At 72.2% G+C, this 14923-nt stretch carries 12 protein-coding genes; 11 read left to right on the top strand and 1 reads right to left on the bottom strand.

What is annotated here, in order from left to right:
* Positions 1–6: 6 nt before the first annotated feature.
* From ACZ592_RS27415 to ACZ592_RS27375, 9 genes are all read left to right on the top strand, one after another.
* Positions 7–1182 carry an ROK family transcriptional regulator gene (locus ACZ592_RS27415; protein WP_471584299.1) on the top strand — a complete coding sequence of 392 codons (1176 nt, stop codon included), beginning with the start codon at positions 7–9 and terminating at the stop codon, positions 1180–1182.
* Positions 1183–1238: 56 nt separating this feature from the next.
* Positions 1239–2579: an ABC transporter substrate-binding protein gene (locus ACZ592_RS27410; RefSeq protein WP_471584298.1), complete on the top strand. Its 1341-nt coding sequence runs from the start codon at positions 1239–1241 to the stop codon at positions 2577–2579.
* A 14-nt stretch (positions 2580–2593) separates the two neighbouring features.
* A complete protein-coding gene (locus ACZ592_RS27405; protein ID WP_471584297.1) occupies positions 2594–3529 on the top strand; it encodes a carbohydrate ABC transporter permease in 936 nt (311 codons plus the stop codon).
* Positions 3530–3535: 6 nt separating this feature from the next.
* Positions 3536–4441: a carbohydrate ABC transporter permease gene (locus ACZ592_RS27400; protein WP_471584296.1), complete on the top strand. Its 906-nt coding sequence runs from the start codon at positions 3536–3538 to the stop codon at positions 4439–4441.
* A gap of 8 nt (positions 4442–4449) precedes the next feature.
* The gene (locus tag ACZ592_RS27395; protein WP_471584295.1) at positions 4450–5715 is read left to right on the top strand and encodes a 6-phospho-beta-glucosidase; all 1266 of its coding nucleotides are present in this window, start codon (positions 4450–4452) and stop codon (positions 5713–5715) included.
* On the top strand, positions 5706–6701 hold the full coding sequence (locus ACZ592_RS27390; RefSeq protein WP_471584294.1) for an N-acetylglucosamine kinase: 996 nt from the start codon (positions 5706–5708) through the stop codon (positions 6699–6701). Before ACZ592_RS27395 ends, ACZ592_RS27390 begins: the two co-directional genes overlap by 10 nt.
* A gap of 206 nt (positions 6702–6907) precedes the next feature.
* Complete coding sequence (locus ACZ592_RS27385; RefSeq protein WP_471584293.1) at positions 6908–8410, top strand: hypothetical protein; 1503 nt, start codon at positions 6908–6910, stop codon at positions 8408–8410.
* A 32-nt stretch (positions 8411–8442) separates the two neighbouring features.
* Positions 8443–9438 carry a glutamate ABC transporter substrate-binding protein gene (locus ACZ592_RS27380; RefSeq protein WP_471584292.1) on the top strand — a complete coding sequence of 332 codons (996 nt, stop codon included), beginning with the start codon at positions 8443–8445 and terminating at the stop codon, positions 9436–9438.
* A gap of 122 nt (positions 9439–9560) precedes the next feature.
* Positions 9561–10880 carry a hypothetical protein gene (locus ACZ592_RS27375; RefSeq protein ID WP_471584291.1) on the top strand — a complete coding sequence of 440 codons (1320 nt, stop codon included), beginning with the start codon at positions 9561–9563 and terminating at the stop codon, positions 10878–10880.
* A 13-nt stretch (positions 10881–10893) separates the two neighbouring features.
* On the opposite strand, the gene ACZ592_RS27370 is transcribed toward ACZ592_RS27375, so the two are convergent.
* Positions 10894–11250 (bottom strand): hypothetical protein, encoded by a 357-nt coding sequence (locus ACZ592_RS27370; protein ID WP_471584290.1) that lies wholly within the window; start codon positions 11248–11250, stop codon positions 10894–10896.
* 10 nt (positions 11251–11260) lie between these two features.
* Here ACZ592_RS27370 and ACZ592_RS27365 point away from each other — a divergent pair, with 10 nt between their 5' ends.
* Together ACZ592_RS27365 and ACZ592_RS27360 are read left to right on the top strand one after the other, a co-directional pair.
* Positions 11261–13486, top strand: a complete 2226-nt coding sequence (locus tag ACZ592_RS27365) for a serine/threonine-protein kinase (protein ID WP_471584289.1) — start codon at positions 11261–11263, stop codon at positions 13484–13486.
* Between the two features lie 2 nt (positions 13487–13488).
* On the top strand, positions 13489–14835 hold the full coding sequence (locus tag ACZ592_RS27360) for a PP2C family protein-serine/threonine phosphatase (protein ID WP_471584288.1): 1347 nt from the start codon (positions 13489–13491) through the stop codon (positions 14833–14835).
* Positions 14836–14923 lie beyond the last annotated feature (88 nt).

Raw genomic sequence — 14923 nt, 5'->3', positions numbered from 1 at the left:
GTCGTCATGGCAGCAGCGGGCAGCACTCCGGGGACCCCGGGCACGCCGAGCGTCCTGCGCGCCATGAACGACCGGGCGGTGCTCGACCTCCTGGTCGCGCACGGCCCCCTCACCCGCACCCGCATCGGTGAGCTCACCGGCCTCTCCAAGCCCACCACCTCCCAGCTCCTCGGCCGGCTCGAAGCCGCCGGGCTCGTCCACACCACGGGCAGCCTCAGCGGGCGTCCCGGCCCCAACGCCCTGCTGTACGAGATCGATCCGGGCGCCGGGCACGTCGCCGCGCTGTCCGCCGACCCGACCGGGATCACCGCCCTCGTCGCCGACATCACCGGCACCGTGCTGGGCCGGGCCCGCGTCGAGGCCGTCGCCGTCGCCGAGGACGTGCGCCACCGCACCGCACAGCTGGTCACCGAGGCCGTCGACGAGGCGCTGCGCCAGGCGGGCCTCGGCCACGACGACCTGCGGGCGGCGGTGATCGGCACCCCCGGCGCCATCGACCCGCACACCGGCGCCCTGCGGTACGCACCGCACCTGCCGGGCTGGCACTCCCGCACCCTGCGCGACGACCTCGCCGCGGTGCTCGGCACGCCCGTCGACATCGAGAACGACGTGAACCTCGCCGCCGTCGCCGAGCAGTACGAGGGCGCCGCACAGGACTACGACAACTACGTCCTGACCTGGCTCGACGAGGGCGTCGGCGCCGCCATCGTGCTCGGCGGCACCCTGCTGCGCGGCGCGACCGGCGGCGCGGGCGAGATCGGCTACATGCCCCAGCCGGGCGCCCCCCTGGTGCGCACGGGACCGGAGGACCGCGGGGGCGGCACCGGCGGCTTCGAGAGCCTGGTCTCCGCGTACGTCGTGCGCGAACTCACCGGCGGCGGCGCGACGTTGGAGGAGGTCATGGGCGACGACACCGCGCTCGGCGAGGTCGCACGGCGCATCGCCACCGGCATCGCCGCGGTCGTCGCCGTCGTCGACCCCGAACTCGTCGTGCTCTCCGGGTCGGTGGCCCAGGCGGGCGGCGACAAGTTGCGCGCCCGGGTCGAGGAGGAGCTCACCGGGCTCGCGCTGCCCCGCCCGCAGATCCGCATCAGCGAGCTCGCCGGCGACCCGATCCTCACCGGCGCCCTGCGCTCGGCCCTCACCCAGGCCCGCGACCAGGTCTTCGACACCACCGCCTGAAGCACGGCCCCCGCACCGCACACCCGCACCCCACCTCCCCGCAAAGGAAGTCCGCCATGCCGCGATGGCGCATGCCCACCTGCGCGTCCGCGGCGCTCGCCGCAGCCGGTCTGTTGCTCTCCGGCTGTGCCAATCCGAGCGTCGGCAGCGCGAACGACGACCCGACGAAGCCGGTCACCCTGAAGTTCTGGCACGGCTGGGCGACGCCCGGCGAGGTCAAGGCCGTGGACGACAGCATCGACCGCTTCGAGAAGCTGCACCCCAACATCCACGTGAAGGCCACCGGCAACGTCTCCGACGAGACCATCAACCAGGCCCTGCGGGCGGGCGGCGACAAGGCACCGGACGTGGTGTCCTCCTTCACCACCAACAACGTGGGCCAGTACTGCGACTCCGGGATGTGGGCGGACCTCGATCCGTTCATGAAGAAGACCGGCCTCGACAAGCGCAAGACGTTCCCCAAGACGCTGCTCGACTACACGAGTTACCGCGGCAACCAGTGCGCGCTGCCGCTGCTCGCGGACGCCTTCGGGATGTACTACAACAAGGACGCCTACCGGAAGGCGGGCATCGAGCGGCCGCCGCGCACGATGTCGGAGTTCAAGAAGGCCGCCGAGAAGCTGACCGTGCGCAGCGGCAGGAACTCGTACAAGCAGGTCGGGTACATGCCCAACTTCCGCTTCTACCAGAACAGTCCGGACCGGCTCTTCGCGCAGTGGGGCCCGGAGTACTTCGACGCCAAGGGCGACGCACGGCTCGCCGACGACCCCAAGACGTACAAGTTCTTCAAGACGGCCCGTCAGCTCGCCGAAGCCCAGGGCGGGTTCAACGACCTGGAGCGTTTCCGGCTGACCTTCGGCGACGAGATGTCCAGCCAGAACGCCTTCCTGACCGGCAAGGTCGCCATGCACCTGGACGGCGAGTGGCGCGGCCTGATGCTCAACGAGGCGAAGGCCACGTTCGACTGGGGCGTGGCGCCGCTGCCCGTGCCGGACGACCAGGCCGACACGTACGGGCGCGGCTTCATCACCGGCACCGTCGCCGGCATCGCACACAGCAGCAAGCACCAGAACGCCGCCTGGGAACTGGTGCGGTTCCTGACCGCGGACACCCGGCAGGTCGTGCACTTCGCGAACGCCATCCACAACGTGCCCTCCACGTTCGCGGCGCTCAAGTCCCCCGACCTGGACGCCGATCCGACCTTCCGGACCTTCTTCGACATCCTGGAGAACAAGCACAGCAAGGCCCTGCCGCCCTCCGTCAACGGCGGCGCCTACGTGGTCTCGCTGCAGGACTTCGGGTACTCCGCCGAGGCCGGGCGCTTCGGTGACCTGCGCAAGTCCCTGAAAAAGCTCGACGAGCAGATCGACGCCGACACCCTCCAGTCGAAGAGCTAGCTGAGGACCCCGTCATGGCAATCTCCCTCTCCAACCCGGCGCGCCGCAGACTGCGCACGCTCGGTTTCCTCTCCCCCTGGCTGGTCGGCTTCAGCGTCTTCTTCGCGTACCCGCTGATCGCCACCGTCTACTTCTCGTTCATGCACTACAACCAGATCAAGGAGCCCACCTTCGTGGGCCTGAGGAACTGGAAGTACGTGTTCGAGCAGATGCCCCTGTTCGGGCCCGCCCTGTGGAACACCCTCTGGCTGGTCGTGATCATGGTGGCCGTGCGGGTGGTCTTCGGGCTCTCGCTCGGGCTGCTCATCACGAAGATCAAGACGGGCGCGGGCCTCTTCCGCACCGCCTTCTACCTCCCCTACCTCGCCCCGCCGGTGGCCGCCACCGTCGCCTTCGTCTTCCTCCTCAACCCGGCCACGGGCCCGGTCAACGAGATCCTGGGATCCATCGGCATCTCCGGGCCCAACTGGTTCAACGACCCGGACACCGCCAAGCCCTCGCTCGTGCTGCTCTCCCTGTGGGGCATCGGCGACCTGATGGTGATCTTCATGGCGGCGCTGCTCGACGTGCCCAAGGAGCAGTACGAGGCCGCCGACCTGGACGGCGCGGGGGCCTGGGCCAAGTTCCGCTACGTCACCTGGCCCTCGATCACCCCGATCGTGATGTTCGCGGTGGTCACCGGCGTCGTGCAGACCATGCAGTACTACACACAGGCCCTGGTCGCGGGGAAGGTCGCCTCCGGCGTCAACATCGGCCCCGGCTCGGTGATCCAGCCCGGCTACCCGGACCACTCGACCCTCACGGTCCCCCAGCTCGTCTACTCGATGGGCTTCCAGAACTTCAACACCGGTGCGGCGTGCGTTCTCTCGCTCGTGCTCTTCGCCATCGCCATGGCCGTGACGATGCTCCTGATGCGCAAGCGCTCCGGGCTGCTCTCGGCGGAGGACTGAGGACTCATGACCACTACGACTCTCAGCGCGCCCACCGCGCCCGAACGGACCGCCCCGGCCCGGGGCCCGGCCGCCGCCCGCGCCCGCCGCAAGCGGATCCTGCACTGGATCGCCGTGCACAGCGTCGCGATAGCCGTCGCGCTGCTCTTCGTCCTGCCGTTCGTCTTCGTCTTCCTGACGTCGGTGATGAGCGACTCACAGGCGATGAGCGGCGACCTGTGGCCCGATTCCTGGCACTGGTCCAACTACAAGGCCGTGTTCGACACGCCGGGCTTCCTCGACTGGTGGCGCAACTCGCTGATGTACGCGGGCCTCGGCACCCTCTTCACGGTCTGCTCGGCGATCCCCGTGGCGTACGCGCTCGCCAAGTTCCGCTTCCGCGGCCGGCGCACCGCGATGCTGCTCGTCATCTCGACGATGATGCTGCCGCCGCAGGTCATCGTGATCCCGATGTACCTGGTGTGGGCCCAGCAGTTCCACCTGTCGGGCACGCTGTGGCCGCTGATCATCCCGATGGCGTTCGGCGACGCGTACTCGATCTTCCTGCTGCGGCAGTTCCTCCTGACCATCCCCAAGGAGTACATCGAGTCGGCGAAGGTCGACGGCTGCGGCGAGTTCCGCACCATGGTCAAGATCGTCGTGCCGATGGCCAAGCCCGGCATCGCGGCCATCGCGCTCTTCCAGTTCTTCTACTGCTGGAACGACTACTTCGGCCCGCAGATCTACGCGGCACAGAACCCCGGTGCGTGGACGCTGAGTTACGGCCTCGAATCGTTCAAGAGCGCCCACAGCGTCAACTGGAACATGACCATGGCCGCGACGCTGCTCGTCATGGCACCCGTCATCATCATCTTCTTCTTCGCACAGAAGGCCTTCGTCGAAGGCGTCACCCTCACCGGAGTAAAGGGCTGAGAACCGATATGAAGCTCGCAGTGGTCGGCGGAGGGTCGACCTACACCCCCGAACTCATCGACGGTTTCGCGCGGTTGAGGGACTCCTTGCCGATCGAGGAGCTCGTCCTCGTCGACCCCGCCGCCGACCGTCTCGAACTCGTCGGGGGCCTGGCACGGCGCATCTTCGCCAAGCAGGGGCACCCCGGCCGCATCGTCACCACGTCCGACGTGGACGCGGGCGTCGCCGACGCCGACGCCGTGCTGCTCCAGCTGCGCGTGGGCGGCCAGGCGGCCCGCAACCAGGACGAGACGTGGCCCCTGGAGTGCGGCTGCGTCGGCCAGGAGACCACCGGCGCGGGCGGCCTGGCGAAGGCCCTGCGCACCGTGCCCGTCGTCCTCGACATCGCCGAGCGCGTCCGGCGCACCAACCCGAACGCCTGGATCATCGACTTCACCAACCCCGTGGGCATCGTCACCCGGGCGCTGCTCCAGGCCGGGCACAAGGCGGTCGGCCTGTGCAACGTGGCGATCGGCTTCCAGCGCAAGTTCGCCAAGCTGCTCGACGTCGCCCCGGGCGAGGTGCACCTCGACCACGTCGGCCTCAACCACCTGACGTGGGAGACGGGCGTGCGCCTGGGAGGTCCCGGCGGCGAGGACATCCTGCCCAAGCTGCTCGCCGAGCACGGCGCCGCGGTCGCCGAGGACCTGCACATGCCGCGCGAGATCGTCGACCGGCTCGGCGTGGTGCCCTCGTACTACCTGCGCTACTACTACCAGCACGACGCGGTCGTCGAGGAGCTGCGCACCAAGCCGTCCCGGGCCGCCGAAGTGGCCGAGATGGAGCGCGAGCTGCTGAAGATGTACGGCGACCCGGCGCTGGACGAGAAGCCGGAGCTGCTCGCCAAGCGCGGCGGCGCCTTCTACTCGGAGGCGGCCGTGGACCTCGCGGCCTCGCTGCTCGGCAACGGAGGCAGCCCGTACCAGGTGGTGAACACCGTCAACAACGGCACGCTGCCGTTCCTGCCGGACGACGCGGTCATCGAGGTGCAGGCCACGGTCGACGGCACGGGCGCCACGCCCCTGGCCGTACCGAAGCTGGACCCGCTGTACGCCGGGCTCATCGCCCACGTCACCGCCTACGAGGACCTGGCCCTGCGCGCCGCCGTGCACGGGGGCCGCGACCTCGTCTTCAAGGCGCTGCTCGCCCACCCCCTGGTCGGCCAGTACGCGTACGCCGAGCAGCTCACCGACAGCCTGATCGCGCACAACCGGGAGCACCTGGCGTGGGCGTAGGCACGAGTGTGCTCGCGATCGACGCGGGCAACAGCAAGACCGACGTCGCGGTGGTCGCGGCCGACGGCACGGTCGTCGGCACGGCCCGCGGCGGCGGGTTCCAGCCGCCGCAGGTCGGCGTGGAGACCGCGGTGGACGTGCTGGCGGACGCGGCCACGCGGGCGTTCGCCGAGGCGGGCGTCGACTCCGTCGGCCATGTCTCCGCGTGTCTGGCCAACGCCGATCTCCCCGTCGAGGAACGGGAGTTGGCCCAGGCCCTGCGGCGGCGGGCCTGGGGGCCCTCCGTCGACGTGCGCAACGACACCTTCGCCATCCTGCGGGCCGGACTCCTTGAGGACGCCGAGCCGCGCGGTGTCGCCGTGGTGTGCGGCGCGGGCATCAACTGCGTCGGCATGCTGCCCGACGGGCGCACCGCCCGCTTCCCCGCCATCGGCCGGATGTCCGGCGACTGGGGCGGGGGCGGCGGCCTCGCCGAGGAGGCCCTGTGGCACGCGGCGCGCGCCGAGGACGGCCGCGGCCCGGCCACCGCGCTGCGCGAGACGCTGCCCGCGCACTTCGGCCTCGACTCCATGTACGCACTGATCGAGACGCTGCACCTGGGCCGGGTCGCCCCGGTCAGGCGGCACGAGCTGACCCCGGTGCTCTTCGCCACCGCGGCGGCCGGCGACGCCGTGGCGCGCTCCCTCGTGGACCGGATGGCGGACGAGGTGGTGGCGATGGCGACCGTGGCCCTGCGCCGCCTCGACCTGCTCGACGAGGCCGCCCCGGTCCTGCTCGGCGGCGGTGTCCTCGCGGCACGCCACCCGCAACTGGAGGACCGCATACGGGTGTTGCTCACCGACCGCGCCCCCAAGGCGGTCCCCCAGGTGGTCGCCGCCCGGCCCGTGCTCGGCGCGGCGCTCCTCGGCCTCGACCAGGTGGGGGCGCCGACCGGGGTCCACGCGCGCGTGCGGGAGCAGTACGAGAGCGGCGCGACCGGCCGCTGACGCGGTTCCCGCTCCGCAGGCGCGGGGCGGGAACCGAACACCTCTCAATCTCGTGTTCCAGGGCAGGGATCCGTACAAGATCGAGTCAATGCCTGTGCGGATGTCAGTCCCTGCGGCAATACTTGCGGCCGAGCACTTCTTCCCGCGCCGCGCGCGGCCGGGCGGAAGCAACCGTCCGGAGACCCGAGGGGGAGGTCGAGGTCAAGGTGACATACCCGCCGAACGGCAGCGCTGTGCCACCGGGTCCGCCCGGACCGGCACCAGGCCTGTCCGGACAGGCCCCGGGACGGACCGCGCCCGCGATGCCCGCCGTGCCGCCGCAGGCGCCGGGCCCGCCACCCGCGCCGCCCCGGCCGGACCCGCCCGCCGCCACCGGGCGGCGCACCGCGTGGTCCGAGGGCGTCGACCGGCTGCGCGCCTCGGCGACCACCGAGCCGGGCAGGCTGCGCATCATCGGGGCCGTCCTCGCGCTGCTCGTCGTCGCGTTCGGCGCCGTCACCACCTGGCAGATGACCGACCGTTCGGCCGCCGCGGACGACGTGCTGCACCGCAGCCAGCCGCTGAGCGCCGACGCCGCGGCCATTTACCGCTCGCTGGCCGACGCCAACACGGCGGCCTCCAGCGGCTTCCTCGCGGGCGGCCAGGAGCCCGCGGCCGTCCGCGCGCGCTACGAGCGGGACATCGAGCGGGCCTCCGACAAGCTGGCCAAGGCCGCGTCGAACGCCGGCTCGGACTCCACGTCCGCCGCCTCCGTGGGCAAGCTGAACAAGCTCCTGCCCGAGTACACCGGCCTGATCGAGCGCGCCCGCGCCAACAACCGCCAGGGCCTGCCGCTCGGCGGCGCCTACCTGCGGTACGCGAACGACAAGATGCAGAACCAGATGCTCCCGGCCGCCGAGAAGCTCTACACCTCGGAGAACGAACGGCTGGCCGCCGACTACGGCAAGGCCAAGCCGTACCCCTGGTTCGCCATCGCGCTCGGCGTCCTCGCGCTGGCCGCCCTCGGCTGGGCCCAGCACCGCAACTACCGGCGCACGAACAGGGTGTTCAACCACGGCCTGCTCGCCGCGACCGCGGCCGCCACCGTCGTGCTGCTCTGGCTCGTCGTCGGCCACACCGTCGCGCGCTCGGGTCTCGGCGACTCCTACGACCACGGCGTGCGGTCGCTGAACGTCCTCAACGACGCCCGCATCAGCTCCCTGAAGGCCCGCGGCAACGAGAACCTGACCCTGGTCAGCCGCGGCGCCGAGACCACCGAGGTGGCCGGCGAGGCGCAGGACAAGTTCGACGTCGCCTACCGCTCCCAGATGAAGCAGCTCGGCGGCGCGGAGAGCGGCCTGCTCGGCAAGGCCGTCGCGCTCGCCGACGACGCGGACGGCAAGGACCCCGTCGAAGAGGCGGCGAAGAACGTGGGCGTCTGGAAGGACCGCCACAAGGTGGCCCGTGCCAGCGACGACTCGGGTGACTACAACGGCGCGCTCAACAAGGTCATCGGCGCCAAGGACGACAAGCCGACCGGCGAGTGCTTCGACAACGTGGACGCGGCCCTCGACCGGGCCCTGGCCCATGAGCGCGACGAGTTCCAGCAGGCGGCGAAGGACGGCAGGGGCGCCATGAGCGGCCTCCCGGTCGGCGCGGCCGTCCTCGCGGTCCTGGCCGCGGCGGGCGCCGTGCTCGGCGTCGGCCGCAGGCTTTCGGAGTACCGGTGATGGAGCCAGAGGTGAGAGGGGGCGCGCAGACGATGCGGACGCGACGCGGCACGGCCGGGCTGCGCGGCTGGGGCGGGGTGGGGGCGATGGGCCTGGCCTGCGCCCTGGCCGGATCGCTCGTCCTGGCCCTGCCGGACAAGCACGACTCCGACGACAAGGCGGGCAAGGGCCTCGGCGGCCCCACCACCACGGTGGCCGCGCCCGCGCGGGCGGACGCGGACGACTGCAACGACCGCAGCCTGCCCCCGTCCGACAAGGACGGCCCGACCATCGACAAGATCAAGAACCGCGAGGTCAAGAAGCTCGTCGTCGGCGTCGACCAGAACAGCTACCGCTGGGGCTACCGCGACCCGAACAAGAAGGGCGGCGAGCTGGAGGGCTTCGACATCGACCTCGCGCGCGAGATCGCCCAGGAGATATTCGGCGACCGCGACGCCGTCGTGTTCCGCGCCATACCCACCAACCAGCGCATCCCGGCGATCCAGAGCGGCCAGGTCGACATGGTCGTCCGCACGATGACGGTCAACTGCGACCGCTTGAAGGACGTCGACTTCTCCACCGGGTACTTCGAGACGGGCCAGCAGGTCCTCGCCCCCAAGAAGTCCGACATCACGGGCTACAACCCGACGCTCGCGGGCAAGAAGGTCTGCAGCGCCTCCGGCTCCATCGCCGAGGAAGAGCTCAAGAAGAAGAACTACGGCGCCGACATCTCCACCACCGTGCCCAACCAGCTCGACTGCCTCGTGCGGCTCCAGCTCGGGGAGGTGGACGCCGTGGTGACCGACAGTGCCCTCGCCGCGGGACAGGCCGCGCAGGACCCGACGGTCGAGCTCAAGGGCAAGGAACCGTTCACCACCGAGCACTACGGGGTGGCGATGAAGAAGGGCTCGGACGACCTGGTCCGCCGGGTCAACAAGGTCCTCGACGACTACCGCGAGAACGACGGCTGGAAGAAGTCCTACGACCACTGGCTGAAGGCCGCCCTCGACCAGCCGGCGACCCCGCCGGCCGCCGACTACCGCGACTGACCCGGAGCCGGCAACCGACCTGGTAGGACTGGAGAGTTACCACCGAGCCTCACGGCGAGGACACACGACGACGTACGGCGACACACGGCGACACACGGCAACACAGAGCGGAGAGGTGATCGATGAGCGTCGCGGGACCCCCCGGTCCGGTGATGGACCGGGACGAGGTGGACCGTGCGCTGGCGCGCCTCGACGCCGAGCACGAGGCGATCGAGACCTCGCTCCTCGCCCTCCAGGACCACGCGGGCCGCCGTCTCCTCGAAGGCGCCAGGCTCACCGGCGTCACCGAGGAGCGCTGGACGGACACCGAGAGCCGGATCACGCTGCTCTGGGCCTACTTCGACGCCTACGCCGGTGCGCTGCGCGCCGCCCACGAGGTGCGCGAGCGCAGGCGCTGGCCCGGCCGCGACGACCTCGCCGAGCTCACGGAGCTGTTGCGCGGCGAGTCCGTGACCGTCGCGGGCGGCTCCGCGTCCGGGGCCTCCCCGGCCGTCACGGGCCCCGCCAAGCTCACCGAACGGTTCACCCTCGAAGAGCTGGTGACCCGTATGAACGACCTGTACGCCCACTCCCTGGACACGGTCGTCGCCGCCGACGCGGTGTGGTCCGCGCTGCCCGCCCGCATCGACCTGCTCGCCGCGGAGCTCGGCCGCACCCGCCAGCTCGCGCACTCCGTCGGCGTACGCCCCGGCGAGCACCCCGCGGGCGACGACCTGGAGCGGATCACCCGCACCCTGACCGCACTGCGCGAGCAGGTGGTCAGCGACCCGCTCGCCTTCTGGCAGCGCGCGCAGGGCAGTTCGGCGCCGGGCGGCGGCCGCCCGCACACCGACCGCTACGACCACGAGGCCCGCGCGCTGGAGGAGGTGCGCCGCGAGATCGAGGCGGTGCTCACCGTCCGCCAGGACGCCGAGGCCCGCCTCGGCAGGCTCCGTGACGTGCTCTCCCGTGCGGACCGCACCCTCGCCGAGGCACGCTCCGCGCGCGGCGAGGTCCTCGCGAAGATCGCCGCCTCCGAGGTGCCCGCCGTCAGCGGACCGCCGACCGCGCTGCAGGAGCAGCTCGCGGCCGCCGCCGAGTACCGCAGGTACGGACAGTGGCACCGCCTCTCGCCGCTCCTGGAGTCCCTGGAGCAGCGGGCGGAGGACGAACTGCTGCGCGCCCGCGCGTCGTTGACGGCCGTCACGGCGCCGCTCGCGGTCCGCGCGGAGCTGCGCGGGCGGCTGGACGCGTACAAGGCGAAGGTCGCCCGGCACGGCCACGCCGAGGACCCGTTCCTGATCGAGCGGTACGACGCGGCGCGGCGGATGCTGTGGAGCGCGCCCTGCGACCTGCGCGTGGCGGAACAGGCGGTCCTGCGCTACCAGCAGGCCGCCGCCGAAGCGCTCGTGCCGCGGGTACCGCAGCAGGGCGGGCCCACCGACCGGACGGGGGAATCGTGAGCCAGCGGGAGTGTCAGCGGCCCGGATGCACGGGGTCGTACGAGGACGTCGGCGGCGGCGAGCTGTACTGCGACACCTGCGGCCTGGCCCCGGTCGTCGCGCCGAACGGCATGGTGGGTTCGTCGCCGACGGGCATCACCGCGGGCGGCAGGGGGTCACGGGGCTCGGGCAGTGCGAGCGCGCGCTCCTCGTCCCGTTCGTCGTCGCGGTCCTCCAGGTCGTCGCGTTCGCAGTCGTCGCGGCGCTCGGTGTCGGGGCGGCTCTCCCGTTCCCTGTCCGGCGGTTCGACGTCCCGTTCGGTGTCGGTGCGCAGCTCGGGCTCGGCGGCCGGGTCGTCGGCCCGCGGGCGGCTCGGCGTCGGTCTGGTCACGGTGCCGGACGTGCCGCGCCCCGACCCGCGCGGCGCGGTGCAGGAGAACCCCGAGGTGCCCGAGCGGAAGCGATTCTGCTCGCGCTCGGACTGCGGGGCCCCGGTGGGGCGTGCGCGGGGTGAACGGCCGGGCCGCACCGAGGGGTTCTGCACCAAGTGCGGCCACCCGTACTCCTTCGTGCCGAAGCTGGCCGACGGCGACATCGTGCACGGCCAGTACGAGGTCGTGGGCTGCCTGGCGCACGGCGGCCTCGGCTGGGTCTACCTTGCCATCGACCGTGCGGTGTCCGACCGCTGGGTGGTCCTCAAGGGCCTGCTCGACACGGGCGACCAGGACGCCATGGCCGCCGCGATCTCCGAGCGCCGCTTCCTCGCCGAGATCGAGCACTCCAACATCGTCCGGATCTACAACTTCGTCGAGCACCTCGACCAGCGCACCGGCTCCATGGACGGCTACATCGTCATGGAGTACGTCGGCGGCAAGTCCCTGAAGGAGATCGCCAACGGCCGCCGCACGCCCGCGGGCAAGCGCGATCCGCTGCCGGTCGAGCAGGCCTGCGCGTACGGCATCGAGGCCCTGGAGGCGCTCGGGCACCTGCACAGCCGCAACCTCCTGTACTGCGACTTCAAGGTCGACAACGCCATCCAGACCGAGGGCCAGCTCAAGCTCATCGACATGGGCGCGGTCCGCCGCATGGACGACGACGAGTCCGCGATCTACGGCACGGTCGGCTACCAGGCCCCCGAGGTCGCCGAGACGGGCCCCTCGGTCGCCTCCGACCTCTACACCGTGGCGCGCACGCTCGCCGTCCTGGCCTTCGACTTCCAGGGCTACACGAACGTCTTCGTGGACTCCCTGCCCGACCCCGACCACATCGAGGTCTTCCGTACGTACGAGTCCTTCTACCGCCTCCTGGTGCGGGCCACCGACCCGGACCCGGCCCGTCGCTTCGCCTCCGCGCAGGAGATGGCCGAGCAGCTCACGGGCGTCCTGCGGGAGGTCGTGGCGCTGCAGACGGGGCTTCCCCGGCCCGCGCTCTCCACGCTGTTCGGGCCCGAGGTGAAGGTGACGGACACGGAACTGTTCGCGGAGCTCGCCGGGGAGGTGTCCCACCTCGGGGCGCGCACCGGGACGGCCTCGCGGAGCGGGAGGGCGCTGCCCGAGGGCACGAGCACCGCGGGCCCCGAAGGGGCGCCCGGCCCCAACGGCGCCACAGGGGTCACGGGAGCCTCAGGAACCACAGGAACCGCGGCCCTCTCAGGGATCGTCCGGGTGGTCGACGCCCCCGCCACGTCCCTCGCGCTGCCCGTGCCCCTCGTGGACCCGGGCGACCCGAACGCCGGCTTCCTCGCCGGTCTCATCGCGTCCGCGCCCGCCGAGCTGATCACCGCGCTGGGGTCGGCGCCCGCCGACTCCCTGGAGCTGAAGCTGAGCGGACTGCGTGCCCGGCTCGCGATGGGCGAACTCGCGCCCGCCGCCGAGGCCCTGGCCGATCTGGAGCGCCGCCACCCGGACGACTGGCGGGTGGTCTGGTACCGGGGCGTGGCGTCGCTCGCGACCGGCGACTTCGAGAACTCGGCGCTCTCCTTCGACGCGGTCTACGACGCGTTCCCCGGCGAGCCCGCGCCGAAGCTGGCGCTCGGCGTGTGCGCCGAGGTCCTCGGCCAGCTGGACAACGCGGCCGAGTACTACCGCCTGGTGTGGACCACCGACCCGAGCTATGTGAGCGCCGCGTTCGGCCTGGCCCGCGTGCAGCTCGCCGCCGGTGACAGGTCCGGCGCCGTACGCACCCTGGAGTCCGTGCCGGAGTCGTCCATCCACTACACCGCGGCCCGGGTCGCGGCGGTGCGGGCGCGGCTGCGGCAGCGCATGGCGTCGGGGGCCGCGGCGCCGTCGGGCACCGCCTTCCTTGACGACCTGACGGCCGCGGCGGGGCAGATCGAGGCCCTCGCCGGCTTCGGTCTCGACGCGGTGCGCAGGGAGCGGTTGTCGACCGAGGTTCTGGGGACGGCGCTCGACTGGGTACTCTCCGGTAGGCACTCTGGTCACGTCTCCGCGCCACCGGCCTCCACCGGAACGCGGACCGTCTTGCTCGGCAGCGACCTGGACGAGCGCGGTCTCCGGTTCGGTCTGGAGCGTTCGTACCGGACACTGGCCAGGCTCGCTCAGGGTGGCGAGGAGAGGATCGAACTGGTGGAGCGGGCCAACCGTTTCCGCCCCCGGACGTGGGTGTGAGTATGTCGCAGATGCCCCAGCTGTCCGCCTGCCCCAGCTGTGAGGAGCCGCTGGAGTCGGGCGACCTGTATTGCGGTGCGTGCGGGTTCGACCTGTCGGCGGTGCCGCCCCGGCCGGACGCGTCCCCGAACGGGTCCGCCGCCGGGTCCCCCGGATCCGCGGGGACCGCCGCCGCGGAGGCGAAGGCCGAACGGTGGCCCGTCGCGCCGGACGTCGACAGCTCCGACGTGCCGGTGCCGACCCATCTGCCCACGGACCTGCAGGGCACGGACTCGGCGGGCGGCGAGCTCCCCGAGAGGCCGGCCGCCCCCGCGGAGCCCGACGAGTACCCGCTGCCCGCCCCGGCCGCACCCGCGCCACCTGTGGCCCCCGCGGCCGAGGCGGCCCCCGCCGACCCCCGTACGAACGCGCCCGACCCCACGCCCCCCGCGGGCACCAAGCTCTGTGTGGCCTGCCGCTCGGGCCGGGTCGACCCGGACGGGTACTGCGAGAACTGCGGGCATGCCCAGCCGCGCGAGCGCGACCACATGGAGCAGGAGCTCGACGCGGTCGCCGCGGTCAGCGACCGCGGCCTGCGCCACCACCGCAACGAGGACGCCTTCGCGATCTCCGCGGCCGCGCTGCCCGACGGCTCCCCCGCCGTCGTCGCGATCGTCTGCGACGGCGTCTCCTCGGCGACCCGCCCCGACGAGGCCTCGCTCGCCGCGTCCCGCGCCGCCAACGAGGCGCTCCTGGAATCGCTGCCGCGCGGCACCCACCCGCAGCAGGGGATGCACGAGGCGATCCTCGCGGCCTCCGACGCCGTCAACGCGCTCGCGGCCGAGCCCGCCGCGGCCCGCGAGCACAGCCCGCACCAGAACGCGCCCGCCTGCACCCTGGTCGGCGCGGTCGTCGCGGGCGGCCTGCTCGTCATCGGCTGGGTCGGCGACAGCCGCGCCTACTGGGTGCCCGACGACCGCGAAGGACCCACCGTCCGGCTGACCGAGGACGACTCGTGGGCCGCGCAGATGGTCGCCGCGGGCCTGATGAACGAGGCCGAGGCGTACGCCGACGAGCGCGCGCACGCCATCACGGGCTGGCTCGGCGCGGACGCGTACGAACTGGAGCCGCACACCGCTTCCTTCAAGCCGGACCGTGCGGGTGTAGTGGTGGTGTGCACGGACGGGCTGTGGAACTACGCCGAGGGCGTGGCGGAGATGGCCGACGCGGTGCCCGCCGACGCCGCGGACCGGCCGCTGCACAGCGCCCAGGTCCTGGTCGGTCACGCGCTCGACGGCGGGGGCCACGACAACGTAACAGTGGCCGTCGTCCCGTTCCCGTTCGTGCCGCAAGGGGCAGGATCGGCCTAGGGCGCACGCGCACGCGCACGAGCGCCAGCACAACGGACGCATGCCCGCCCATGGGCAGCCCGGCGGACCAGGGGGGAAGCCGGCGTCC

It is taken from the genome of Streptomyces sp. NPDC040622 (assembly GCF_055593965.1).
Note: the sequence above shows the minus strand (reverse complement) of the source record. Positions and strands in the feature narration are given on the sequence as shown.

What these genes read in the sequence shown, in the direction of transcription:
- ACZ592_RS27415 (WP_471584299.1), top strand. Translation starts at nt 7, where the DNA reads ATGGCAGCAGCGGGCAGCACTCCGGGGACCCCGGGCACGCCGAGCGTC.
- ACZ592_RS27410 (WP_471584298.1), top strand. Translation starts at nt 1,239, where the DNA reads ATGCCGCGATGGCGCATGCCCACCTGCGCGTCCGCGGCGCTCGCCGCA.
- ACZ592_RS27405 (WP_471584297.1), top strand. Translation starts at nt 2,594, where the DNA reads ATGGCAATCTCCCTCTCCAACCCGGCGCGCCGCAGACTGCGCACGCTC.
- ACZ592_RS27400 (WP_471584296.1), top strand. Translation starts at nt 3,536, where the DNA reads ATGACCACTACGACTCTCAGCGCGCCCACCGCGCCCGAACGGACCGCC.
- ACZ592_RS27395 (WP_471584295.1), top strand. Translation starts at nt 4,450, where the DNA reads ATGAAGCTCGCAGTGGTCGGCGGAGGGTCGACCTACACCCCCGAACTC.
- ACZ592_RS27380 (WP_471584292.1), top strand. Translation starts at nt 8,443, where the DNA reads ATGCGGACGCGACGCGGCACGGCCGGGCTGCGCGGCTGGGGCGGGGTG.
- ACZ592_RS27375 (WP_471584291.1), top strand. Translation starts at nt 9,561, where the DNA reads ATGAGCGTCGCGGGACCCCCCGGTCCGGTGATGGACCGGGACGAGGTG.
- ACZ592_RS27360 (WP_471584288.1), top strand. Translation starts at nt 13,489, where the DNA reads ATGTCGCAGATGCCCCAGCTGTCCGCCTGCCCCAGCTGTGAGGAGCCG.